Raw genomic sequence first — 23,164 nt, forward strand, 5'->3', positions numbered from 1 at the left:
CGCGGCCAGGCGCCGCTTGACCGAGGTCGGAGAGCGGTTATGTTAGCGGCCGCCCGGGGCGACTGCCAACCCGAGTCGCCCCACAACATCTCAGGATCATTGCAGCTTCTCTGAAAAGGAGACCGGCATGCCCGCCAAGGAGATCGCATTCCACCAGCCCGCCCGCGAGGCCATCCTCCGCGGGGTGCAGACGCTGGCCGAAGCCGTCGCGGTGACCCTCGGCCCGAAGGGCCGGAACGTGGTGATCGAGAAGAGCTTCGGCGCGCCGACCATCACCAAGGACGGCGTCACCGTCGCCAAGGAGATCGAGGTCGAGTCCAAGTTCGAGAACATGGGCGCGCAGATGGTGAAGGAGGTCGCCTCGCAGACCTCCGACAAGGCCGGCGACGGCACCACCACCGCCACCGTGCTCGCGCGCTCGATCTACGAGGAGGGCCTGAAGCTGGTCGCGGCCGGCCACAACCCCATGGACCTGAAGCGCGGCATCGACCGCGCGGTCGAGGTGGTGGTGGCGCATCTCAAGAAGCTCTCCACCCCGACGAAGGGCAAGGAGGACATCGCCCAGGTCGGCACCATCTCCGCGAACGGCGACACCACCATCGGCAACATCATCGCCGAGGCGATGGAGAAGGTCGGCAAGGAGGGCGTGATCACGGTCGAGGAGGCGAAGGGCCTCGAGACCACGCTCGACGTGGTCGAGGGCATGCAGTTCGACCGCGGCTACTCGTCGCCGTACTTCGTCACCAACCCCGACCGGATGGAGGCGGTGCTCGAGGATCCGTACATCCTCATCACCGAGAAGAAGATCACGGCGATGGCCGACCTCATCCCGGTGCTCGAGCAGGTGGCGCGCTCCGGCAAGCCGCTCCTCATCATCGCGGAGGAGGTCGAGGGCGAGGCGCTCGCGACGCTCGTGGTCAACAAGCTGCGCGGCACGCTGCACGTGTGCGCGGTGAAGGCCCCCGGCTTCGGCGACCGCCGCAAGGAGATGCTGAAGGACATCGCCACCCTCACCGGCGGCACGGTGGTGGCCGAGGAGCTCGGCATCAAGCTCGACCAGCTCGGCCTGAAGGACCTCGGCCGCGCCAAGCGCATCACGGTGGACAAGGACAACACCACCATCGTGGACGGCGAGGGCAAGAAGGAGGACATCCAGGCCCGCATCAAGGTGATGCGCGGCCAGATCGAGGAGACCACCTCGGAGTACGACCGCGAGAAGCTGCAGGAGCGGCTCGCCAAGCTGGTGGGCGGCGTGGCGGTCATCAACGTGGGCGCCGCCACCGAGACCGAGATGAAGGAGAAGAAGGCCCGGGTCGAGGACGCGCTCCACGCCACCCGCGCCGCGGTCGAGGAGGGCATCGTCCCCGGCGGCGGCGTGGCGTACCTCCGCGCCCTGGCCGAGCTCCAGAAGCTCGACGTCGGGCAGGGCGATCAGCGGTTCGGCGTGCAGATCGTGGTGAAGGCGCTCGAGTGGCCGGCCCGGCGCATCGCCGAGAACGCCGGCTGGGACGGGCCGGTGGTGGTGAACAAGATCCTCGAGGGGCAGGGCGCGTTCGGCTTCAACGCCGCGACCGACACCTTCGAGGACCTGACCAAGGCTGGCGTCATCGATCCGACCAAGGTCTCCCGTACCGCGCTCCAGAACGCGGCGTCGGTGGCGAGCCTCCTGCTCACCACCGAGGCGATGGTCGCCGACAAGCCGAAGAAGAAGGCCGCGGCCGGCGCTGGCGGTGCCGGGATGGGCGGCGGCATGGACGAGATGGACTACTAGCGTCCCGCCGTCCCGAGGGTTTTCCCCCCTGCGCCGCCCGCGGTGCAGGGGGTTCCCCGTCCCCCGACGGGGTGCGTCATTGACACCGGGCCCTCGGTCGGGTAGGGTATTTGCATACGACGGACGGCCAGCGCGATATCGGACCGTCTCGTCGATGACGAGGGCAGCCGCTACTACGTGCTCGGACGGGCGGAACCCGGCAGTCGTCGTCAGCGGGGCCAAGGATCCTTCCTTGGCCCCGCGTTTTTTTTGCCGCTCGGGTGAGCCCGTCGAACCCGAGCCCGGACGCGGGCCGCCTACGGCCGCTCGCCGGCCGGGATCGGCGGCAGGTCCTTCGACGCCATGTAGACCACGTTCCGGCTGGAGCGCTTGCCCCGGTACATGGCGCGGTCGGCGAGGTCGAGGATCTCGCTCTTCTCCTGGGCGTGCTCGGGGTAGCTGGCGAGGCCGATGGAGGCCGTGACCCGCACCCGGGCGCCCTCCCGTGACAGGAACCGGTGGTCCTCGATGGCCCGGCGGACCCGCTCGGCCACCTTCAGCCCGCCGCCGGAGTCGATCCCGACCAGCAGCACCACGTACTCGTCCCCCCCGTAACGGACCAGGACGTCCTCGTCGCGGACGCAGGAGCGGAGCACGCGGGCCACCTCGACCAGCAGGCGCGAGCCGGACAGGTGGCCGTGCTGGTCGTTGACGGTCTTGAAGTGGTCGAGGTCCATGAACAGGACCGAGAACGGGCGGCCGCTCTGCATCTCGCGGTCGAGCGCCATGTCGAGGTAGCGGGTGTTGTAGAGGTGCGTGAGGTCGTCGAGGTAGGCGAGGTGCTCGACCTGCCTCAGCCGGCCGAGGTTGCGGAGCGCGAGCCCCAGGTTGCGGCAGAGGTACCCCACCGCCTCGGCGCCGGCCGGATCGAGCGGGCCCGGCGCGTTGACCGCCACGGCCCCGAGCAGCGCGCCCTCCTCGGTGACCGGCAGGAGCAGCGCGCGCGGCCCGAACGGCCCCAGCTCGCCCGGCGCCTGCTCGCCGCGGGCGGTCGGCTCGGCCCCCAGCGCATCGAGATCCGCGCGGCAGGCGGCGAGCAGCTCGATCGCGACCGCGTGATCGGTCCCGTGCGCGCCGGAGGGCACCCAGCTCCCGTCCGCCGCCTTCTCCATGAGCGCCGCGACCGGGCTGCGCGCCGCCGTCGCGACCGACGCGAGGGCCATCGGCACCAGCTTGTCGCGATCGAGCGTGGCGGCGATGCGCTGGCCGGTCTCGAACAGCGTGAGGTGCGCGCGCAGCACCTTGTTCTCGGCGAGCAGCTCGCGGGTGGCGAGGCAGCGCTGCAGCGCGAGCTGGAGCTGCTCCGGCGTCACCGGCTTCACCAGGTAGTCCGAGGCGCCGGACTTCATGGCGCGCACGGCCGGGTCCACCTTGTCGAGCGCGGTGATGACCGTGACCTCGAGGTTCGGGTCGAGCTGCTTCGCGGCCGAGAGCAGGTCCAGGCCGGACGAGCCCGGGAGGATCACGTCGGTGAGCAGCACGTCGAAGCGCCGCTGGCGCAGGAGCGCGAGCGCCGCCTCCGCGTCCTCCGCGAGCTCGACCTCGTACCCCGCGGCGCGCAGGTAGTCCGAGTACACGGTGCGCGCGAAGCGCTCGTCGTCCACGAGGAGGACCGAGTAGGCCATCGCGGATCGTCGTATATCATGGCCCGTGTCGCTCCCCTCGGACCGCAAGGCGCTCCTGTTCTCGGCGGGCGGTGTGCGCCTGGCCCTGCGCCTGGCGCAGCTCCGCGAGATCGTCGCGGTCCCCGAGGCGGCCGGCGAGGTGATCGCCCGGGGCGAGGCGGTGCCCGCGGCGTTCGTCTCCACGGTGCTGGGGCTCCCCGGCGGCCGGTGCCCCTTCGCGCTCCTCACCGAGGGCCCCCCGCGCGTGGCGCTGCGCGTCGAGGCGCTGCACGGGATCGTGGACCTCTCCGAGGCCGAGTTCTTCCAGCTCCCTGCGCGCACGCCGCTGCCGCAGCCGCCGCCGTTCGCCGGCGCGATCGTGATGGGCGGGGCCGTGACGCTGGAGCTGTCGGTCGGGACGCTCGGCTTCGCCCCGCTCGAGCCGGCGCTGGACGCGGCCGAGCCGCCGCCCGACCTCGGCCTCGCCGCCGAGCGCGAGCTGCGGTTCGCGCGGGCGGGCCGGGAGTACGCGGTCCCGCTCGCGCTGCTCCTGCAGGTGCTGGAGGAACCGGCGCTCGCGCCGGTGCCGCTCACGCCGCCCTCGCACCGCGGGCTGCTCTACCACGGCCGCGCGCTCCACCCGGTGGTGGACCTGGCCGTGCTGTACGGCGGCGCCGGAGGGGAGGGGCGCACCGTGCTCCTGCTCGACGCGGGCGGCGCCGGCATCGGGGTGGTGGCCGACCGCGTGCTCGGGGTCGGGGAGGGCGGCGAGGACGTGCTGCGGCCGCCGTGGGATGCGCTGTTCGGGGGCTAGCCGGCGCCGGCGCGACGCGGACCTCGAGTGTCGCCAACCCTGCGCAAAGCCCCGCAAATCTTGACATTCGAGGGATCCCGGCGGTACTGGAGTGGATCCTCTCCACAGGCCCGGAACGGCCCGGAAACCCGCCCCATGCCCAAGACCCTTCTCCTCGCGGACGACTCGATCACGATCCAGAAGGTCGTGGGCATCACCTTCGCGAGCGAGGACGTACAGGTCGTCGCCGTGGACAACGGGGAGGACGCGCTCGCCAAGGCGCGCGAGCTCCGCCCCGCCGTGATCCTGGCGGACGTGGTGATGCCGCGGCGCAACGGCTACGAGCTGTGCGAGGCGGTGAAGTCCGATCCGGCCCTTCGCGGCATCCCGGTGCTGCTGCTGGCCGGGACGTTCGAGGCGTTCGACGAGGCCCGCGCCCGCGGTGCGCACGCCGACGGCCACATCTCCAAGCCGTTCGAGAGCCAGGCGCTCATCAACAAGGTGCGCGAGCTCCTCGGCGAGCCGCCCGTCACCGCGCCCTCGCCGTACCGGGGCGCCGGCGCCGCGCCGCAGCCCGCCGCGCAGGCCCCGGTGCCCTCACAGCGCGCCCCGCTGGCGCCGCCCGCCGCCGCGCGCCCGGCCGGTCCGGCCGCGCCCGGCGCCCGCCCCCTGTCCGCCGTCCCCGCCGGCGCGGGCCGTCCGCTCGCGCCCGGCCCCGGGATGCCGCCTCCGGGCGCCCGCCCGCCCGGCGCCGGCTTCCCGCCCGGCGCCCGCCCGGCCGCGCCCGAGCTGCGGCCTGGCATGCCCCCCGGCGCCCGGTCGCCCGCGCCCGGCGCGCCCGCCGGCTTCCGCCCCGGCGCCGCGCCGCCCCCCGGCGCGCGTCTCCCCGGTCCCGGCATGCCGCCCCCCGGCGCCCGCCCGGCGGCGCCCGGGATGCGCCCCGGGATGGCGCCCGGTGCGCGGCCCCCTGGACCCGGCATGCCGCCCCCCGGCGCCCGCCCCGCGGCCGGGATGCCCCCCGGCGCTCGCCCGGCGATGCCGGCCGGCGCCCCCGCGGGCTTCCGCCCCGGCCCCGGGATGCCGCCGCCCGGCGCGCGCCCCTCGCCCACCCCCATCCCGCAGCCCGCCGCCCGCCGCGATCCGTTCGGCTTCGGCGTGCAGGGCCCGCAGGTCGGGCCCGGCGGCCCGCAGCGCGCGGTGAACGCGCCGCCGCCGCCGTCCGCGCCCGAGACCGACTGGAGCGATCTCGACCTCGGCGGCGAGCCCGCCGTGGCGAGGCCGGCTCCGGCGCCGGAGCGGGAGGCGCCGAGCGCGGCGCCCGCGGGCGCGCCGGTGGAGCTGCCCGGCGCGGCGGACGAGGCGCCGGAGCTCGCGCCCATGCACGCGTTCGTACCCCCCGCCGCCTCCACCGGCCACGCGCCGGCGCCGGCGGCCGCCGCGGCCGACGGTGGAGAGGCGGCGCTGCGCGAGGCCATCGGCAAGGCGTCGCGCGAGGTCATCGAGCGGGTGGTCTGGGAGGTGGTCCCCGAGCTCGCGGAGACGATCATCCGCGAGAACCTCGACCGCCTCGTCAAGCAGCGCCAGGGCTGAGCCGCCGCGGCGGCGCCGCCCGTTCCCAACGCATGCCGCGCCGAGGCCGCGCGCCCGATCGCCGGGCGGCCGCGGCCCGCGCAGGCCCGGAGACGACGTGTCGAACCCGAATCCCATCGAGAACGAGAACCGCACCGAGCTCGCCAAGGGCTACGAGCACCGCGAGGTCGAGGCCCGCTGGTATCCCTTCTGGCAGGAGCGCGGCTACTTCCACGGCGACGAGCACGATCGCACCCGCCCGCCGTTCTCCATCGTGCTGCCGCCGCCCAACGTGACCGGCTCGCTGCACCTCGGGCACGCGCTCACCGCCACGCTGCAGGACGTGCTCATCCGCTGGAAGCGGATGAGCGGCTTCAACACGCTCTGGCTCCCCGGGACCGATCACGCGGGCATCGCCACGCAGATGATCGTCGAGAAGGAGCTGAAGAAGACCGAGCGGAAGAGCCGGCACGACCTCGGGCGCGAGGCGTTCCTGGAGCGCGTCTGGGCGTGGAAGGAGCAGTACGGCTCGCGCATCGGCGAGCAGCACAAGGCGCTGGGCGCCTCGCTCGACTGGCAGCGCGAGCGCTTCACCATGGACGAGGGGCTCTCCCGGGCGGTGCGCGAGGTGTTCGTGCGCCTCCACGAGGAGGGGCTGATCTACCGGGAGAAGAAGCTCATCAACTGGTGCCCGGACTGCCGCACCGCGCTCTCCGACCTGGAGGTCGAGCACGAGGAGGCGCACCAGGGCGAGCTGTGGAGCTTCGCGTACCCGCTCGCCGACGGCACCGGCGAGATCGTGGTCGCCACCACGCGGCCCGAGACCATGCTGGGCGACACCGCGGTGGCGGTGCACCCGCTCGACCCGCGCTACATGGCGCTCCACGGCAAGAAGGTCCGCCACCCCATCACCGGGCGCACCTTCCCGATCGTCGCCGACGCGATCCTGGTCGACCCGAAGTTCGGCACCGGCGCGGTGAAGGTCACCCCGGCGCACGACTTCAACGACTTCGAGGTGGGCAAGCGCCACGGGCTCGAGATGATCACCGTCATCGGCCCCGACGGCCGCATGACCGCCGAGGCCGGCCCGCTCGCCGGGCTGGATCGGTTCGAGGCGCGCAAGGAGGTGAAGCGCCTCCTCGCCGAGCAGGGCCTGGATCGCGGCGCGAAGCCGCACGTGCTGCCGCTGGGCCGCTGCCAGCGCAGCGCCACCATCCTCGAGCCGCTGCTCTCGGACCAGTGGTACGTGCGCATCGAGCCGCTGGCCCGGCCGGCCATCGAGGCGGTGGAGCAGGGCAGGACGCGCTTCATCCCCGAGCAGTGGACCAACACGTACATGGCGTGGATGCGGAACATCCACGACTGGTGCATCAGCCGGCAGCTGTGGTGGGGGCACCAGATCCCGGCCTGGTACTGCCCGGACGGCCACGTCACGGTCGCGCGGCAGACGCCGGAGGCCTGCTCGACCTGCGGCAAGCGCGAGCTGCGCCAGGACGAGGACGTCCTCGACACCTGGTTCTCGTCCGGCCTGTGGCCGTTCTCCACCATGGGCTGGCCGGAGCAGACCGAGACGCTGCGGACCTTCTACCCGACCTCCGTGATGGAGACCGGGCACGACATCATCTTCTTCTGGGTGGCCCGGATGATGATGATGGGCCTCCACTTCATGGGCGAGGTGCCTTTCCGGACGGTGTACCTGCACCCGATGGTGCGCGACGAGAAGGGCCAGAAGATGTCGAAGACGAAGGGGAACGTGATCGATCCCCTCGTCATCACCGACCAGTACGGCGCGGACGCGCTCCGCTTCACGCTGGCGGCGCTCACCGCGCAGGGCCGCGACATCAAGCTCGCGAAGGAGCGCATCGAGGGCTACCGCGCGTTCGCGAACAAGCTCTGGAACGCGAGCCGCTTCGCGCTCATGAACCTCTCCGGCTACCAGGAGCGCGGCGAGGACCCGGCCCGCCTCGCGCGCACGCCGGCCGACCGCTGGATCCTGGCCCGGCTGCAGCGGGCGGTGAACGAGACGGTGGAGGCGCTCGAGGCGTTCCGGTTCAACGACGCCGCCAACGCCGTCTATGCGTTCGTCTGGCACGAGCTCTGCGACTGGTACATCGAGCTGTCGAAGGAGGCGCTCGCCTCCGAGGACCCCGAGGCGCGGCGGAGCGTCCAGGCCGTGCTGGTGCACTGCCTCCAGACGTCCTACCGGCTGCTGCACCCGTTCATGCCGTTCATCACCGAGGAGCTGTGGCACGTGCTCCGCGCGCAGGTCGGCGCGAGCGCCTGGGCGGACTCGGTGCTCGCCGCCGAATACCCCCGCAAGGGGGAGGCGGACGGGGCGGCCGAGGCCGCATTCCGGCCGGTTCTCGGGATCATCGACGCGGTGCGCAACATCCGCGGCGAGATGGGCATCCCGTGGAAGGTGAAGCTCGGCGCGCAGGCGCCGGTGGAGATCGCGGTCGCGGATCCCGCGCTCCGCGACCTGCTGCAGGCCGGCGAGCTGGCCCGGGTCCACCGGGTGGCAGGGGTCGAGGGCTCGCACCTCGTCGTCGCGGCGGCGACCGCCCCGGCGCCGCAGTCGGCGGTGGGGGTGGGCCCCGGGTTCGAGGTCCGCGTCCCGCTGGCCGGGGTGATCGACCTCGCGGCCGAGACGGCGCGCGTGGACAAGGAGATCGGGAAGGTCGACCAGGACCTCGCCGTCCTCGAGCGGAAGTTCCAGAACCCGTCCTTCGTGCAGAACGCGCCGGCGGCGGTGGTCGAGAAGGACCGTGCCCGGGCGGAGGAGCTTCGCGAAAAAAGAGGCAAGCTCGAGGCGCATCGTGCGATGCTTTCGGGATCGGAGGCGAATTCCGCCAGGAGGGACACCATGGAGATCCAGAACGAGCAGAAGCCGACGCAGGACGGGCCCGCTGCCGAGTCGCAGCCGGCGCAGGAGAGCACGGTCGTCGAGAGCGCCGAGAAGGCCGTCGCCGTGGTGAGCGAGGCCGCTCAGCAGGCCGCGACCGCGGTGGCGTCGGGCATCGAGAAGGTCGCGGAGGCGGTCCGCAAGACCGTTCGCCGCTCGGTGAAGAAGGCCGCGGCGACCCGCGCCGCCATGAAGAAGAAGGTCGCGAAGAAGGCCCCCGCGAAGAAGCCGGCCGCCAAGAAGGCCGCCGCGAAGAAGCCGGCCGGCAAGAAGAAGGTCGCGAAGAAGGCGCCCGCGAAGAAGGTCGCGCGGAAGCCGGCCGCGAAGAAGACCGCGAAGAAGCCGGCCCGGAAGGCCGCGAAGCGGAAGTAGGCGGCGGCGCGCGGATGCCCCGGCTCTCCGCTCACGTCGAGCGCCTCCTCGATCTGGCGCTCGAGGAGGACCTCCTCCTCGGCGACGCGACGAGCGAGGCGACCATCGACGCCTCGGCCACCGGGGAGGGCCGGTTCCTCGCGAAGGAGGACCTGGTCCTCGCCGGCACCGCGGTGGCGGTGCGGGTGTTCGAGCGGCTCGGGGCATCCTGCACGTTCGACCGCGCCGACGGCGCGCGCGCCGCGCGCGGCGAGGTCGTCGGCACCGCGCGCGGCACCGTGCGCGCGCTGCTCGCCGCCGAGCGCACCGCGCTGAACTTCCTCCAGCGCCTCTCCGGCGTGGCGACCGCCACCCGGCGCTGCGCCGACGCGCTGGCCGCCGGCGGCGGGCGCACCCGCCTGCTCGACACGCGCAAGACCACGCCCGGCTGGCGCATGCTGGAGAAGGCGGCGGTGCGCGCCGGCGGCGGCAAGAACCACCGCTTCAGCCTGGGCGACGGCGTCCTCATCAAGGACAACCACGTCGCGGCGTGCGGCGGCGTCGCCGAGGCGGTCCGGCGTGCCCGCGCGTCGGCGGGCGCGATGCTGCGCGTCGAGGTCGAGGTCGAGGACCTGCCCGGGCTCGAGGAGGCCATCGCCGCCGGCGCCGACCTGGTGCTGCTCGACAACATGGACGACGGCGCCATGGCCGAGGCGGTCCGCCGCACGGCCGGGCGCGCGCTGCTCGAGGCCAGCGGCAACATGACGCTGGAGCGGCTCCCGCGCGTGGCCGCGACGGGAGTGGACTTCGTGTCCATGGGCGCGGTCACGCACAGCGCGCGGGCCGTGGACGTCGCGTTCGACCTCGCCTGACCCGCGCCCTGCCCGGGCGCGCCATTTGACAGGCCGCCGCCGGCCCCGGAAGATCCCGGGACCATGGCGACCGAGCCGTCCGACTCCGCCGAGCTGGTGCTCGCGTTCCTGGCCGAGGCCGGGGACGAGGTCGTGTCGGGCGAGGCCATCTCCGACAAGCTGGGCCTGACCCGCGCCGCGGTGTGGAAGCACGTGAACGCGCTCCGTGCCCGCGGCTACCGCATCGACGCGGTGCCGGCGCGCGGCTACCGCCTCGCCGAGGTGCCGGACCGGCTCACCGCGCTGGAGCTGCGGCCGCTGCTCAACACCCACGACCTGGGGCAGGTGCTCCACGCGTACGAGGAGCTCGCCTCGACGAACGACCGCGCCCGGGAGCTGGCCGAGGAGGGCGCCGCCCACGGCGAGGTGGTGATCGCCGAGCGCCAGACCGCCGGTCGGGGACGGCGCGGCCGCGCCTGGATCTCGCCCGCGCGCAAGAACCTCTACTTCTCCGCGATCCTGCGGCCCGACCTGCCCACGGCGCGCGCGCCGGAGGTCACGCTGGTCGCCTCGCTGGCGGTCTGCGACGTCCTCCGGCAGGCCGGGGTGGACGCGGGCATCAAGTGGCCGAACGACGTCCTCGCGGGCGGGCGCAAGATCGCCGGGATCCTCACCGAGCTGGCGGCCGAGCCCGACCGCGTCCACTGGATCGTGGTGGGCGTGGGCGTGAACGTGAACGCCCGGGCCGAGGACTTCCCGGACGACCTGCGCGGCGAGGCCACCAGCGTGCTGCTGGAGCGCGGCGAGCCCGCGCCGCGCGCGCTGTTCGCCGCCGCCTGCCTGACCGCGCTGGAGGGCTGGCTGGACGTGCACGAGGAGCAGGGCTTCGGGCCCATCCGCGAGGCGTGGCGCGAGCGGTCGGTGACGCTGGGGCGCGAGGTGCGGGTGCGGGTGGACGACGGCGAGCTGGCGGGCACGGCCGAGGACATCGACGAGGCCGGGGCCCTGCTGGTCCGGACGGCGAGCGGGCTGGAGCGGGTGCTCGCCGGCGACGTCCGCCTGCTGCGGCCCCGCTGACCCGCGCGCCGGCGCGCGCCCGCGGCGGCCGTGGAATTGACCCCGGACAGGCCCGGAAGCTAGGCTCCGGCCCGTGCTCCTCGCCATCGACGTCGGCAACACGAACACGACCCTGGGCGTCTACGACGGCGCCGTGCTGCGCAGGCACTGGCGCGTGGAGACGAGCCACACCCGCACCTACGACGAGTACGGGATCCTGCTGCGCCAGCTGTTCGCCTCGGCCGGCCTCGAGCCGGCGCGCGTCTCGGCGGTGGTGATCGCGAGCGTGGTCCCGCCGCTCGCCTTCACCCTCGAGCAGATGTGCGTGCGGTACTTCGACCGCAAGCCCATGTTCGTCGGCCCGGGGATGAAGACCGGGATGCCCATCCTCTACGAGAACCCGCGCGAGGTGGGCGCGGACCGGGTGGTGAACGCGGTGGCCGCGTACGAGCGCTGGCGCTGCGCCCTGGTGGTGGTGGACTTCGGCACCGCCACGACCTTCGACGTCATCTCCGCGAAGGGCGAGTACCTCGGCGGCGCCATCTGCCCCGGGATCGGCATCTCCATGGACGCCCTCGCGCGCAGCGCGTCCAAGCTGCCGCGGGTGGAGTTCGCGAAGCCGCCCTCGGTCGTCGGCAAGAACACCGTCGCCTCCATCCAGGCCGGCCTGGTGTACGGGTACGTCGGGATGGTGGACGGGATCTGCGCGCAGATCGCGGCCGAGCTGGCCACGCCGCCCAAGGTGGTGGCGACCGGCGGGCTCGCGCCGCTCATCGCCGGCGTCTCCCGCAGCATCACCGAGGTGGACGAGCACCTCACGCTGGAGGGGCTGCGCATCCTCCACGAGCGCAACCGGTGACCGCCCAGGCGACCCCAGCCGCGGCGCCGCACGGCGCCGCCCCGGCGCGGAGCCTCCTCGAGGAGGGCATCGCCGCGTTCGTCGCGCGCGACGTGGGCGCGGCGCACGCCGCGTTCGAGCGCGCGCACCGCAGGGACCCGCGCGACGCCCGCGCGATGTCCTGGTACGGCGTGACGCTGGTGCTCGTGGAGAGGAACTCGAACCTGGGCGTCACGCTGTGCGACCAGGCGCTGCGCGCCACCGGGCCGGATCCGGAGCTTCTGCTCAACCAGGCCCGCGTGCACCTCGCGCTCAACCAGCGCGAGCGGGCCGTGCGCGCCATCCTGCGCGGGCTCGAGCTGTGGCCGCGCGACGCGAGCCTCTGCATGGCCCGCGACACGATCGGCATCCGCCGCCCGCCGGTGATCGGCGCCCTGTCGCGCAACAACCCGCTGAACCGCTTCCTGGGGCGGATCCGGCACCGCTGGCAGCGGCGCCACGCGCCGCTCTACGAGATGTCGCCGGTCGCGCTGGGCTTCGCGCCCGCGCAGGCCGCCGGCACGCCGCCGCCCGCGCCGCTGCCGCTGGAGGTGGAGGTGACGCCGGCCGCGGTCGAGCCGCCGGTGGCGTCGCCCGCGGAGCCCACCCCATCCGACGCGGCCGCCGCCGGGCCCGCCGGCGACGGGCCGGCACCGTCCGGGCCCGCCGCCGCGTCCACCGTATCCGACGAGGCGCCGAGCGCGCCCGCGCCCGCCGACTCCGGGCCCGCCGCGCAGGACGCCACCGCGCCCGCGGCCCCGGAGCCGGACGGGCCTCGAGAGGTCGAACGCTGATGCCGGACTGTCCGCTCCCGCTGGAGACCCTGCCGAAGCCGCTGCAGAAGCACGCCGATCCGAAGGCCCCGCTGCCGCTCCGCACCATGGGCGCCAAGGGGCTCGTCCCGGCGGTGGCCGCCGCGGACCTGGCCACGCTCCTGTTCATGCTGGCGCACGACCCCGAGGCCGCGGTGCGCGAGACGGCGGCGAAGACCGCCGAGGGGCTGCCGGAGAAGATCTGGAGCGTGGCGCTGCGCTCCGACGAGGTGCCCGGGCCGGTGCTGGACTGGATGGCCGACCGGCTCGCGCAGCGCGAGGGCGCGCTCGAGCTGGTGCTGCTCAACCCGGCCACGCTCGACGGGACGGTGGCCCGGCTCGCCGCGATCGTGCCGCAGCGCCTCGCCGAGATCGTCCGGCAGAACGAGCTGCGCCTGCTCCGGCACGAGCCCATCGTCCGCGCGCTGTGCGCGAACCCGCACGTGCTCGCGTCCACCGTGGACGGCGCCTGCGACTTCTGCGTGCGCAACGGGCTCACGCTGCTCGACGTGCCGCAGATGGTCGAGGCGCACAAGCGCGTCCACGGCGTCGATCCCACGGTGAAGCCGCCCGAGCCGGGCGAGACCGCCGCCGCGCTGATGGCCGAGTACGCGGACGAGCTGGCGCGCGACGGGGCCGGCGAGGGCGCGCCCCCCGCGGCGGAGACCGAGGAGCAGTCCACCCGCAAGCTGAACATCACCCAGCGGGTGATGCGCATGAGCGTGTCGGAGAAGATCAAGCTCGCCACGCTCGGCAACAAGGAGGCCCGCACGCTGCTCCTGCGCGACGCGAACAAGCTGGTGTGCATGGCGGCGGTCACCAGCCCCCGCATCACCGACGGCGAGATCCTCTCGCTCGCCAACTCGCGCACCGTGAACGCCGACGTGCTGCGGTACATCTACGGCACCCGCGAGTACCTGAAGACCTACGCCATCAAGATCTCGCTCGTGAAGAACCCGAAGGTCCCGCTGCCCACCGCGCTCAAGATGCTCACCACGCTCCAGGAGAAGGACATCAAGGAGCTGGCCCGCGACCGGAACGTGCCGCAGACGATCCAGGCGCAGGCGAAGGCGTGGATGATGAAGAAGGAGCAGGCGGCGCGCGGGCCGGTGGGCGGGAAGCACTAGTGGCCGGGAGCCCCGAGGCGGCGGGCGCGGCGCCGGTCCGCGTCGGGCGCGCGGTGTGGCTGTCGGCGGCGACCATGTCGTCGCGGGTGCTGGGCCTCGTCCGCGACCAGCTCTTCGCGATCCTGATCGGCGCGAACCGGTTCTCCGACGCGTTCGTGGTCGCGTTCCGGATCCCCAACCTGCTCCGCGACCTGTTCGCCGAGGGCGCGCTCTCCTCCGCGTTCGTGCCGGCGTTCGCCGACGCCCACCGCAACCGGGGCCGCGAGGCCGCCTACCGGCTCGCCAACACGGTGGTGGCGCTGGTGCTGCTGGTGGTGGGGAGCATCACGCTGCTCGGCGTCGCCTTCGCCGGCCCGCTCGTCGCGCTCATGGCGCCGGGCTACACCGCCGACCAGGCGGCGCTGGCCGCGCACCTCACCCGCATCATGATGCCGTTCCTGCTCCTCGTCTCGCTCTCCGCGGTGGCGATGGGCATGCTGAACGCGCAGGGGCGCTTCACCGCGCCGGCGGTGGCCCCCGCGCTGTTCAACGTGGGGTCGATCGCGGTGGGCATGGGGCTGTGGCTGGCCGGGCTGCCGCCGGAGCGGGCGGTGGTGGGCTGGTCCATCGGCACGCTGCTCGGCGGCGCGCTCCAGCTCGCGGCCCAGCTCCCCTCGGTCCGCGCGGTGGGCTACCGCGCCCGGCCGGCGCTCGCGGCGGGCGCGCTGGCCGACCCCGGCGTGCGCCGCATCTTCCGGCTGATGGGCGCCGCGGTGGTGGGGCTCTCCGCCACGCAGGTGAACATCCTCGTCAACACCATCTTCGCCTCGCACGAGGAGGGCGCGAACACCTGGCTCCAGATGGCGTTCCGCCTCATGCAGCTCCCGCTGGGCGTGTTCGGCGTGGCGATCGCGACGGTGGCCGGCGCGGGCGTGGCGCAGTGGGCGGCGGCGCGCGACATGGACGCGGTGCAGGACACGCTCGGCTCGGCGCTGCGGCTGGTCGCGTTCCTGAACGTGCCCTCGGCGGTGGGGCTGGCGGTGCTGGCCCGGCCCATCATCTCGGTCATCTACGAGCACGGGCGCTTCGGCGCGGCCGACACCGACGCGACCGCCGCGGCGCTGGTCTGCTACGCGGCCGGGCTCTACGCCTACTCCGCGGTCAAGGTGCTCGCGCCGGCGTTCTACGCGCTCGACCGGGCCCGCGTGCCGGTGGTGGGGAGCGTGCTCGGCATGACCTCGAACGTGGTCCTGAACCTCGCGCTGTACCCGGTGCTCGGGTACCGCGGCGTGGCGCTCGGGACCTCGCTCGCGGCGCTCGCGAACTTCGCGGTGCTGCTGTTCTCCTGGCGGCGGCGGCACGGCCGGCTGGGCGGGGAGGGGCTCGCCCGCCAGCTCGGCAAGGTCCTGCTCGCCTCGGCGGCGCTGGCGGCGGTCGCCTGGGCGGCCGAGCGGGGGCTCGCCACGCTGCTCGGCCGCCACGGCGGCGTCCCGGCCCAGCTCGCCCTCGCGTTCGGCCCCATCGCGGCGGGCGGCCTCGCCTACCTCGCCGCGGCGCGCGCCCTGCGCATCGCCGAGCTCGACGAGCTGCTCGCCGGGCTGCGCCGGCGCCGCGCGCGCCGGGCCTGATCCGGCCCCGCCTCCCCGGGGTTTGGCCGCGCGTGTGCGCGCGGCCTACCTTGCCGCGAGGGCGACCGGCGAGGGTGAACATGGAAAACGGCGGCAGGGGCGGGGAAGGCACGATGGACGAGATGCGGCACCGGGCCGAGGAGCTGGCCGGGGGCATGCAGGAGCAGCTCGAGGGGCTCCGCGGCTACGCCGAGGACGCGGGCGAGTGGATTCGCGGCTTCGCGCGCGAGCGGCCCATCGCGGCCGTCGCCATCGCCGTCGGGCTCGGGTTCCTGGCCGGCCGGCTGCTCTCGCGGACCTGAGCGGAGGGGTGATGGAGCGCGAGCGGGGGGCGGGCGGCATGGAGGCGGGCGAGCTGGGCGACGTGGCGGACGCGCTGCGCGAGCTCGGCGACGAGGCGCGCGAGTCGGTGGCGCGGCTCGCCGAGCAGCTGGACCTGGAGCGCCGCATGGCGGAGTCGCCCATGGCGGTCCTGGGCGTGGCGGCCGCCGCGGGCATGGTGCTGGGCGGCGGGCTGTGGCCGCTGCTGCGGCCGATGGTGCGGATGGCGGCGCGCGCCGCGCTCTCGCCGACGAACCTGCTCGCCATCGGCGCGGCGGTGGGCGCGATGCGGGCGGCGCGGGCGCGGGAGACGGCGTCCGCGGGCGCGGGGCCCGAGGGCTCCGCCGCGCCGTCCACGCATTGATCGCGCGCAGCGCGACGTCGACTCGGGAATCGGGCCCGCTCGTCGCACCCGCGTCCTCCACGTTGGGGCGCCGGGTTGACCCGGGCCGCGCGCGCGCGCACCTTGGACTCCTCTCCTCCGGGCCGGGGTCAGTGACATGATGGACGTGACGCGCGGGGCACGCGGCGAGCTCGTCATCCGGATCGAGGGCGTCTTCGATCGCCAGGCCGCGAGCCGCCTCTCGGGGTGGCTCGGCGAGATCCCCGCGTCCGCCCCGCTGCTGCTCGACTTCTCGGGCGTGCGCGAGGTGCAGGACCTGGGCGTCGCCGCCATGGCGGGGCAGCTCTGCGGGCGCGAGACGGTCGAGGTGGTGGGCCTGGGCCGCCACCAGCACCGGCTGCTGCGGTACCTCGGGGTCACGCTCGCGCCGCCGGTCGGCGACGAGGAGGCGCTCGGGTAGCGCCGGGCGGCGCCGCTACTCGCGCACCAGCGGCGAGGCGGCGCGGCGCTCCTTCTCGGCGGCCGGGTCCGCGGGCAGCCCCTCGTCGAGGAGCTGCGCGGCGATCGCGAGCGCCTTGCGGACCTTGTCCTTCACCTTCTCGTCGCCCTTGATCTTCTGGTACGCCTTGAGGACGCGCTCCTCGTTCTTGGCGTTCGCGGCCTCCAGCTCGGCCACGCGCCGGCCCAGCTCGGCGGTGCGGTTCTCCACCTCGCCGCGGGCGCCCTCGGCCTCGCCGCGCGCCACCACCAGCTCGGTGCGCAGCTCCTCCAGCTCGCGCTCCATCGCCTCGGCACGCGCCGCGGCCTCGGCGGCGGCCGCCGCCTCCGCGGCCCGCTTGCGCGCCGCGTCCTCGGCCTCCAGCGCGCGCGCCTCGGCGTCCTCGGCGCGCCGCTCGGCGTCGCCGGCGGCGCGCTCGGCGCCGGCCAGCCGGTCGCGCAGCTCCGCCAGCTCGCGCTCCACGGTCTCCGCCCGGTCGGCGGCGTCCCGCGCCTCCTCGCGCGCCCCGGCCAGCTCGGCGCGGGCGCGCTCGGCCTCGGCCTCGGCCGCGTCGCCGCGCGCGCGGAGGGCGGCCTGCTCCGCGGCAGCGCCGGCGGCGGCGTCCTCCGCCTGGCGCAGCTGCGCGCGCAGCGCGGCGAGCTCGGCCGGATCGGCGCCGGCACGCGCCGCGGCCGGCGCGGGGGCCGGCGGGTCCTCCAGCAGCCGGATCCCGGCCGCGCGCAGCGCGTCGGCGCTGGCGCCGCGCACCGGCGGGCGCGCCGGCGCGGGCGGCTCGTCGGCGAGCGCGCCGAGCGCCGCGTCGGCGTCGAGCAGCGAGAGGCCGCCGTCGGCGTCGTCCGTGCCGGCCAGGCCCGCGGCGCCGGGGAGGTCGTCGGTCGGGTCGAGCAGCGACGGGTCCAGCGGGTCGTCCACCGCCGCCGGGCCGTCGCCGAGCCCGAGCGCCAGGTCGAGCGCGTCGCCGGGCCGCTCCGGGCTCGGCGCCGCGATCCCGTCGAACGCCTCGTCGAGCAGCGCGAGGTCGTCCGCCGCCGGACCTGCGGCCGCATCGCCCGGCTCGTCCGGGAGCGCGTCGAGGTCGAGCGCGGGGAGGTCCGCCTCGGGAAGCTCCGAGACCGCCTCGAGCCCCATCTCCTCCTCGAGGGAGACGATCTCCTCGTCCGCCTCGAGCGGCTCCTCGCCGAGGTCGGGCAGCCCCACCAGCGCGCCGAGCTTCTCCAGCAGCGCCGCGGCGGGGAACGGCTTCAGCAGGTACTCGTCGGCGCGGACCTTCAGCTTGCGGTGGTTCTCGAACGTCTCCTCGGTCGCCTCGGCGCTGGTGAGCACGAGCGGCGTCGACTTCAGCGCGTCGTCCTTCTTCAGCTTCTGGCAGACGAGGTAGCCGCTCATGCCCGGCAGCTCGACGGAGAGGACCACGCCCGCGGGGGCCCACTCGCGCGCCAGCTCGATCCCGAGCTTCCCGTCCCCGGTGACGCGCACGTCGAAGCCGCTCGCCTCGAGCGCCTTCGAGAGCTCGGCGGCGAACGCGGCGTCGTTCTCGATGAGGAGGATCTTCGTCGGCATCAGGCGGACCCGGGCACGTGCGGGAGGGGACGGCGCGCGCGCCGCGCACGTCGCGCACCGCGCGGAAAATGCTGGTGAATCTTAACCGCCGCGCGGTGCGAGGTCAAAACGCGGGCCGGGCGCCGCGGGTCGTCCCCGCGACCACATCCGCGGCACGCGATCGACCGCTATCGGCCGCCGGCGGCTTCCGCCTGGGCGGCCTGGACGAGCCTGAACAGCGCGTCCTCGTCGAGGTCCGAGACGAGCGAGTAGACGATCTCGTCCTGGCGCCACACCGCCACGTTGTAGCCGCGCGCGTTGACCACCCGGACGACCTGCGGACCGACCTTCACCTCGCGGCCGGGCGTGTCGAAGCGGCGGTCGGGGTCGTCCACGATGAACAGCCCGGCCTGCCCGCGCGGGAGCTGGTAGCGCACGTAGGCGGCCGGCCACTCGCGCAGGTTGGAGAGCCGCGCGCCCTGCACGCGCGCGCCGCCGCCGTCGAAGTGCGGCAGGGCGGGGTGGAAGTCGAGCTTGCCCGCGAACCAGCCCGGCATGGCCGCGGCGTCCACCTCGAGCGGCAGCGCGCGGTGGTGCACCCGGATCGCGTCGTCCACCAGCGCGGTGTCGCCCCGGTGACCCGCCAGCACCACCAGCGCGCCCATCGCGCAGGCGGCCACCGCGGCCGCGGGGACCGGCTGGAGCACCCGGCGCCAGAGCGGCCGGCGCTCGTGCGCGAGCGAGGTGCGGACGCGCGCGCGAAGGGCCGGGGGCGCGCAGCCGGCCGCGGCGGGCGAGGCCATCGCCTCGCGGAGCTTGGCGCGGAGCGCGAGCCGGAGCGCGCCCTGGCGGTCGGCCATGGCGCGGCACGGCGTGCAGGCGGCGAGGTGGGCCTCCGCCTCGGCGCGCTCGCGCTCGTCGAACTCGCCGTCCAGGTACGCGTCGATCGATCGCTCGAGCTCGCGGCAGTCCATGGCGGCGATGAGCGTGGAGTCGATCCGCATTCGAGGCCCTCTGGCCGGGATCCTAGGCCGACTTGCCGCGGCGGCGCCGGTACGTCTCGAGGTCGATGCTCTCGCCGTCCTCGGACTCGGGGAGCTGGATCACCCCGGAGACCACGGCGTAGCTCGCCAGCGCCTTCTGCAACAGCCGGCGTCCACGGTACAGCCGGCTCATCACCGTGCCGACCGGGACGTCGAGGATCTCGGCGATCTCCTTGTACGAGAACTCCTGCAGGTCCGCGAGGATCACGACCATCCGGAAGTCGATGGGCAGCGAGTCCACCGCCTTCAGGACGTCGTCGGAGAGGAGCCGGTCGAAGAAGTACTGCTCCGGGTTGGCCGCGTACTCGGCCGCCTCGCGCGACACGAACCGCTCGTGAACGGCGTCGCGCTCCGACCCCTCGACGATGTTGCGCTCCTTCACCGACCGTCGATACCGGTTGATGAAGGTGTTGGTCAGGATCTTGAACAGCCACGCCTTGATGTTCGTGCCGCGCTCGAACTTGTCGAAGAAGCGGTAGGCGCGCAGGAACGTGTCCTGGACGAGATCCTCGGCGTCGCGGTCGTTCTTGGTGAGCCGCAGCGCCGCCGAGTAGAGGGGGTCGATGTGCTTGAGCGCGAGCTCCTGGAACTCGTCGCGGGTCAGGTCGTTCTGTCGGAGGTCGAACATTTCGGGCTTGATCTCTTCTAATCCCGGACGACGCACACCCGCTTCCGAATCAGGCCACTCGACCTGGGAAACGGCCCATCGCCCGGGGAGATTCCCGCGCGCCGTCCGTCCGATCGCAGGACCGGAGGGGGGGAGGGCGAGCGCGCGGAAAGGACTCGGGATTCCTAGCATCCCGGCGGTCGGGGCGAAAAGCCCCGGGCGCGGGAGCCGGCAGGGGGTCCCCGCGGCCCCGGCGCGGCGCGCGCCGGCGTGGTAAGACCCTCGGCCCGCCGCCGCGCCCGCGCGGGTGAATCGCGACGACGCCCATGCCGAGACTCCTCTTCGCCGACGACCGGGGCACGGTCTACGACCACCCCACGCTGCTCGCGGCCGCGCGCAGCGGCGACGCGGTGCTGCGGCCCGCGGAGCGCCCGCTCCCGCTGCCGGAGGGCGCGACGCTCTGCCTGCTCCCGGGGCGGCGGCCGGTCGGCGTGGACCCGGAGACCGGCGCGCAGGTGGTGCTTCAGGAGGTGAAGCTCGGGCGCCGCCGCGTCGTGCCGCACGCCGTCGGGGCCACGCTCCCGCCGGGCTACACCCGTACGCTGCTCCCGGCCGCGGCGCGGCCGCCGCTCGCCACGCTGGACGAGGCGCCCACGCTCCCGCAGTGGGCCTACACCGCGGCGGGGCTGGGCGAGGACGGGCCGGTGGTGTGGGCGCTCCACACCGATCGGCGGTCGCACTGGGACCCGTCGCGCCACTCGACGCCGGACCTGCCCGCGAAGGTCGAGCGGCTGGTCTCGACCGGGAACCCGATCTACCGCCAGCTGGCGCGGTGCGCGCTGGAGTGGCGCTGCTTCACGGCGCAGAACACGTTCTACGCCCGCGACGAGGGCGCGATCCCGTCGTCGGCCGCGTGCAACGCCGCCTGCGTGGGCTGCCTGTCCGAGCAGGACGAGGGGATGCCGCCCTCCTCGCACGAGCGGATCGCGCGGCCGCCCACCGCCGCGGAGATGGCCGACGTGGCGGTGCGCCACCTGGAGCGCGCCACCGGCCGGGTGATGGTCTCCTTCGGCCAGGGCTGCGAGGGCGAGCCGCTGCTGCGCTGGAAGGAGATCGAGAAGGCCATCCGGCTGATCCGCGCGCGGACCCGGCGCGGCACGCTGCACGCGAACACCAACGGCTCGCTGCCCGAGGCGCTGGCGCGGCTGGTCGCGGCCGGGCTGGAGTCGGTGCGCATCTCGCTGAACAGCGCCTCGCCCGACCTGTACGCCGCCTACTACCGGCCCACCGGCTACGGGCTCGAGGACGTGGTGCGCGGCGTGCGCGCCGCGAAGGCGGGCGGCGCCTACGTGGCGCTGAACCTGCTCACCTTCCCCGGCGTCACCGACCGCGGGGGCGAGGCGGAGCGGCTCTGCCGGCTGGTGGCGGACACCGGCGTGGACCAGGTGCAGACCCGGCCGCTCGCCATCGATCCGGACGTGTACATGGCCATCGCCCGCGACCGCGGCGCGCCCGGCGAGGCGCTGGGCATCCCGGCGCTGGTGCGCGCGCTGAAGCGGGCGCGGCCGGGGCTGGTGGTGGGCAACTTCTCCCGCGCGCGGAGCGAGCGCGGGGCGCGCCGAGCGCCGGCCTCGCCGGCCCGGCGCCGCCGCACGGAGGCGAGATGAAGGCGGAGGCCGAGCTGCCGCTGCGCAAGGACCTGGCGCGCCACCTGCGCGCCGGGCACCCCTGGGTGTTCCGCAAGGCGGTGGAGCGCGCGCCGGCGCGGCTGCCGGCGGGCACGATCGTGGACGTCACCGAGGACGGCCGCTTCGTGGCCCGCGGCTACTACGATCCGCACTCCGCCATCTCGGTCCGCATCCTCACCCGCGAGCCGGCCGAGGCCATCGACGCCGCGTTCTGGCGCCGGCGCGTGGCGCGGGCGGTGGCGCTGCGGAAGGAGCTGGTGCGCGACACCACCGGCTACCGGGTGGTGCACGGCGAGGGCGACGCGCTGCCGGGCGTCGTCGCCGATCGCTACGATCGCCACGTGGTGCTGAAGCTGTACTCCGCCGGCCTCACCCCGCACCGCGCCGAGATCGTCGAGGCGCTCCACGCCGAGCAGGAGGGCGTGGCCGGCGTGTTCGGCCGCGACGAGATCCCGCGCGACGACCAGGACGAGGGCGAGGGCGGCGGGAGCGGGCGCGTGCTGTGGGGCGCGGAGCCGCCGGAGCGGATCGCGATCGACGAGCACGGGATGAAGGTGCTGGTGGACGTGCGCCGCGGGCAGAAGACCGGCCACTTCCTCGACCAGCGCGAGAACCGGCGCATGGTGCGCGACCTGGCCCGCGGGCGGGCCGAGGCGCTCAACCTGTTCGGCTACACCGGCGGCTTCTCGGTGGCGGCGGCGCTCGGCGGCGCCGGGCACGTGGTCACGGTGGACGTGGACCGCGACGCCATCGCGCTCGCGCGCGAGAACTTCCACGCGAACGGCCTCGACGCGGCCGACCACGCGTTCGCCGCCGAGGACTGCTTCGAGCTGCTCGCCCGCTACAAGCGCGAGGGGCGCCGCTTCGACCTGGTGGTGTGCGATCCGCCCGCGTTCGCGAAGTCGCAGAAGGCGGTGGAGGGCGCGCTGGCCGGCTACGCCTCGCTGAACCGGGCCGCGCTCGCCGTGCTCGCGCCGGGCGGGCTCCTCGTCACCGCGAGCTGCTCGGCCCGCGTCTCGGCGGAGCAGTTCGCCGACGCGGTCAAGGAGGCGGCCTACAAGGCGCGGGTGGACCTCGCGCTGGTGGCCGAGACGCGGCAGCCGCCGGATCACCCGGTCTCGCTGCAGTTCCGCGAGGGCCGCTACCTGAAGTGCATGGTGCTGCGCCGGGCGGGGTAGCTACCGGCGCGACGGCGGGGCTTGCCCGCCGAGCGCGCCGGCGAGCGCCTCGGGCTCGTCCAGCGTCACCTCCACGAAGCCCTGCGCCGGCCGCGCCGAGATGGTCACCGGCACGCGCCCGGCGTCGGTCTTCACCCACGCGCGCGCGCCGGCGACGGAGTGGCCGGTCTCGTGCACCTCGTCCACGGTGCGGCGGATGGTGCACTCGCGGCAGTGCTCCGCCTTGCCGCAGCCGCCGGGGAGGCGCGAGCGGGAGCAGGCCATCGCCTCGCCGCAGCGCAGGCCGCGCAGCTCGGCGCGCGGCCGGTGCAGCACGTCCGCCAGCCGCTCGCTCGCGGCCACCACGCGCCCGCCGCCGTCCACCACCATGACCGGCACCGGCAGCAGGTCGAGGTACTCGCCCAGCTTCAGCCCGCCCCACAGCTTCGCGAAGTACGCGTCGCACTCCGGGCACATGCCGTGGCTCACGCCGATGGCCTCGCCGGGCGACTCCCGCAGCAGCCGGTGGCAGTACGAGCAGACGACCTTCATGCCGAACTCCCGCGTGCGGCGCGGCTCGCGCGCCACGACGGGAGCCTGCGACCGGC

The 23,164-nt window shown here is 74.7% G+C and carries 20 protein-coding genes; 15 read left to right on the plus strand and 5 right to left on the minus strand.

Annotated features, from left to right (window positions below):
• The first annotated feature begins 127 nt into the window (after positions 1–127).
• Positions 128–1,771 (plus strand): chaperonin GroEL, encoded by a 1,644-nt coding sequence (groL, locus tag ANAEK_RS07370; protein ID WP_012525521.1) that lies wholly within the window; start codon positions 128–130, stop codon positions 1,769–1,771.
• Between the two features lie 296 nt (positions 1,772–2,067).
• Here groL and ANAEK_RS07375 read toward each other — a convergent pair whose 3' ends face one another.
• Positions 2,068–3,435: a diguanylate cyclase gene (locus tag ANAEK_RS07375; RefSeq protein ID WP_012525522.1), complete on the minus strand. Its 1,368-nt coding sequence runs from the start codon at positions 3,433–3,435 to the stop codon at positions 2,068–2,070.
• A 25-nt stretch (positions 3,436–3,460) separates the two neighbouring features.
• Here ANAEK_RS07375 and ANAEK_RS07380 point away from each other — a divergent pair, with 25 nt between their 5' ends.
• The 12 genes from ANAEK_RS07380 (at position 3,461) to ANAEK_RS07435 (ending at position 16,483) form a co-directional block, all read left to right on the plus strand.
• Positions 3,461–4,228 (plus strand): chemotaxis protein CheW, encoded by a 768-nt coding sequence (locus ANAEK_RS07380; protein ID WP_012525523.1) that lies wholly within the window; start codon positions 3,461–3,463, stop codon positions 4,226–4,228.
• Between the two features lie 135 nt (positions 4,229–4,363).
• Positions 4,364–5,797: a response regulator gene (locus tag ANAEK_RS07385; RefSeq protein ID WP_012525524.1), complete on the plus strand. Its 1,434-nt coding sequence runs from the start codon at positions 4,364–4,366 to the stop codon at positions 5,795–5,797.
• 97 nt (positions 5,798–5,894) lie between these two features.
• A complete protein-coding gene (locus ANAEK_RS07390) occupies positions 5,895–9,050 on the plus strand; it encodes a valine--tRNA ligase (RefSeq protein WP_012525525.1) in 3,156 nt (1,051 codons plus the stop codon).
• Positions 9,051–9,064: 14 nt separating this feature from the next.
• Complete coding sequence (nadC, locus tag ANAEK_RS07395) at positions 9,065–9,901, plus strand: carboxylating nicotinate-nucleotide diphosphorylase (RefSeq protein WP_012525526.1); 837 nt, start codon at positions 9,065–9,067, stop codon at positions 9,899–9,901.
• Between the two features lie 63 nt (positions 9,902–9,964).
• Positions 9,965–10,957, plus strand: coding sequence for a biotin--[acetyl-CoA-carboxylase] ligase (locus ANAEK_RS07400; protein WP_012525527.1), 993 nt, complete (start codon positions 9,965–9,967; stop codon positions 10,955–10,957).
• Positions 10,958–11,030: 73 nt separating this feature from the next.
• Positions 11,031–11,795, plus strand: a complete 765-nt coding sequence (locus ANAEK_RS07405; protein WP_012525528.1) for a type III pantothenate kinase — start codon at positions 11,031–11,033, stop codon at positions 11,793–11,795.
• On the plus strand, positions 11,792–12,607 hold the full coding sequence (locus ANAEK_RS07410; protein ID WP_012525529.1) for a hypothetical protein: 816 nt from the start codon (positions 11,792–11,794) through the stop codon (positions 12,605–12,607). Before ANAEK_RS07405 ends, ANAEK_RS07410 begins: the two co-directional genes overlap by 4 nt.
• Complete coding sequence (locus ANAEK_RS07415; protein WP_012525530.1) at positions 12,607–13,752, plus strand: hypothetical protein; 1,146 nt, start codon at positions 12,607–12,609, stop codon at positions 13,750–13,752. Before ANAEK_RS07410 ends, ANAEK_RS07415 begins: the two co-directional genes overlap by 1 nt.
• Complete coding sequence (gene murJ / locus ANAEK_RS07420; protein WP_012525531.1) at positions 13,752–15,359, plus strand: murein biosynthesis integral membrane protein MurJ; 1,608 nt, start codon at positions 13,752–13,754, stop codon at positions 15,357–15,359. The genes ANAEK_RS07415 and murJ overlap by 1 nt, the downstream gene beginning before the upstream one ends.
• Before the next feature lie 113 nt (positions 15,360–15,472).
• Positions 15,473–15,661 carry a hypothetical protein gene (locus ANAEK_RS07425; RefSeq protein ID WP_232288394.1) on the plus strand — a complete coding sequence of 63 codons (189 nt, stop codon included), beginning with the start codon at positions 15,473–15,475 and terminating at the stop codon, positions 15,659–15,661.
• 11 nt (positions 15,662–15,672) lie between these two features.
• Entirely contained in the window at positions 15,673–16,044 is a 372-nt protein-coding gene (locus ANAEK_RS07430) for a hypothetical protein (RefSeq protein ID WP_012525533.1), read from the plus strand.
• 136 nt (positions 16,045–16,180) lie between these two features.
• Complete coding sequence (locus ANAEK_RS07435) at positions 16,181–16,483, plus strand: STAS domain-containing protein (protein WP_012525534.1); 303 nt, start codon at positions 16,181–16,183, stop codon at positions 16,481–16,483.
• A gap of 15 nt (positions 16,484–16,498) precedes the next feature.
• Here ANAEK_RS07435 and ANAEK_RS07440 read toward each other — a convergent pair whose 3' ends face one another.
• The 3 genes from ANAEK_RS07440 to ANAEK_RS07450 all read right to left on the minus strand — a co-directional run bounded on the left by ANAEK_RS07440 (position 16,499) and on the right by ANAEK_RS07450 (position 19,732).
• Positions 16,499–18,082, minus strand: a complete 1,584-nt coding sequence (locus ANAEK_RS07440; protein WP_012525535.1) for a response regulator — start codon at positions 18,080–18,082, stop codon at positions 16,499–16,501.
• A gap of 167 nt (positions 18,083–18,249) precedes the next feature.
• The gene (locus ANAEK_RS07445; protein ID WP_012525536.1) at positions 18,250–19,065 is read right to left on the minus strand and encodes an anti-sigma factor; all 816 of its coding nucleotides are present in this window, start codon (positions 19,063–19,065) and stop codon (positions 18,250–18,252) included.
• A gap of 22 nt (positions 19,066–19,087) precedes the next feature.
• Entirely contained in the window at positions 19,088–19,732 is a 645-nt protein-coding gene (locus tag ANAEK_RS07450; protein ID WP_012525537.1) for a sigma-70 family RNA polymerase sigma factor, read from the minus strand.
• Positions 19,733–20,037: 305 nt separating this feature from the next.
• Here ANAEK_RS07450 and ANAEK_RS07455 point away from each other — a divergent pair, with 305 nt between their 5' ends.
• Positions 20,038–21,378, plus strand: coding sequence for a radical SAM protein (locus tag ANAEK_RS07455; protein WP_012525538.1), 1,341 nt, complete (start codon positions 20,038–20,040; stop codon positions 21,376–21,378).
• Entirely contained in the window at positions 21,375–22,577 is a 1,203-nt protein-coding gene (locus ANAEK_RS07460) for a class I SAM-dependent rRNA methyltransferase (RefSeq protein WP_012525539.1), read from the plus strand. The genes ANAEK_RS07455 and ANAEK_RS07460 overlap by 4 nt, the downstream gene beginning before the upstream one ends.
• On the opposite strand, the gene ANAEK_RS07465 is transcribed toward ANAEK_RS07460, so the two are convergent.
• On the minus strand, positions 22,578–23,108 hold the full coding sequence (locus ANAEK_RS07465) for a PAS domain-containing protein (RefSeq protein WP_012525540.1): 531 nt from the start codon (positions 23,106–23,108) through the stop codon (positions 22,578–22,580).
• Positions 23,109–23,164: the final 56 nt, after the last annotated feature.

It is taken from the genome of Anaeromyxobacter sp. K (genome assembly GCF_000020805.1).
Taxonomy (GTDB): Bacteria; Myxococcota; Myxococcia; order Myxococcales; family Anaeromyxobacteraceae; genus Anaeromyxobacter; species Anaeromyxobacter dehalogenans.

Bases quoted from the DNA above. Each gene is read 5' to 3' on its own strand.
- groL (WP_012525521.1), top strand. From the start codon at position 128: ATGCCCGCCAAGGAGATCGCATTCCACCAGCCCGCCCGCGAGGCCATC.
- ANAEK_RS07375 (WP_012525522.1), bottom strand. From the start codon at position 3,435: ATGGCCTACTCGGTCCTCCTCGTGGACGACGAGCGCTTCGCGCGCACC.
- ANAEK_RS07385 (WP_012525524.1), top strand. From the start codon at position 4,364: ATGCCCAAGACCCTTCTCCTCGCGGACGACTCGATCACGATCCAGAAG.
- nadC (WP_012525526.1), top strand. From the start codon at position 9,065: ATGCCCCGGCTCTCCGCTCACGTCGAGCGCCTCCTCGATCTGGCGCTC.
- ANAEK_RS07400 (WP_012525527.1), top strand. From the start codon at position 9,965: ATGGCGACCGAGCCGTCCGACTCCGCCGAGCTGGTGCTCGCGTTCCTG.
- ANAEK_RS07415 (WP_012525530.1), top strand. From the start codon at position 12,607: ATGCCGGACTGTCCGCTCCCGCTGGAGACCCTGCCGAAGCCGCTGCAG.
- ANAEK_RS07425 (WP_232288394.1), top strand. From the start codon at position 15,473: ATGGACGAGATGCGGCACCGGGCCGAGGAGCTGGCCGGGGGCATGCAG.
- ANAEK_RS07430 (WP_012525533.1), top strand. From the start codon at position 15,673: ATGGAGCGCGAGCGGGGGGCGGGCGGCATGGAGGCGGGCGAGCTGGGC.
- ANAEK_RS07435 (WP_012525534.1), top strand. From the start codon at position 16,181: ATGATGGACGTGACGCGCGGGGCACGCGGCGAGCTCGTCATCCGGATC.
- ANAEK_RS07440 (WP_012525535.1), bottom strand. From the start codon at position 18,082: ATGCCGACGAAGATCCTCCTCATCGAGAACGACGCCGCGTTCGCCGCC.
- ANAEK_RS07445 (WP_012525536.1), bottom strand. From the start codon at position 19,065: ATGCGGATCGACTCCACGCTCATCGCCGCCATGGACTGCCGCGAGCTC.
- ANAEK_RS07450 (WP_012525537.1), bottom strand. From the start codon at position 19,732: ATGTTCGACCTCCGACAGAACGACCTGACCCGCGACGAGTTCCAGGAG.
- ANAEK_RS07455 (WP_012525538.1), top strand. From the start codon at position 20,038: ATGCCGAGACTCCTCTTCGCCGACGACCGGGGCACGGTCTACGACCAC.
- ANAEK_RS07460 (WP_012525539.1), top strand. From the start codon at position 21,375: ATGAAGGCGGAGGCCGAGCTGCCGCTGCGCAAGGACCTGGCGCGCCAC.
- ANAEK_RS07465 (WP_012525540.1), bottom strand. From the start codon at position 23,108: ATGAAGGTCGTCTGCTCGTACTGCCACCGGCTGCTGCGGGAGTCGCCC.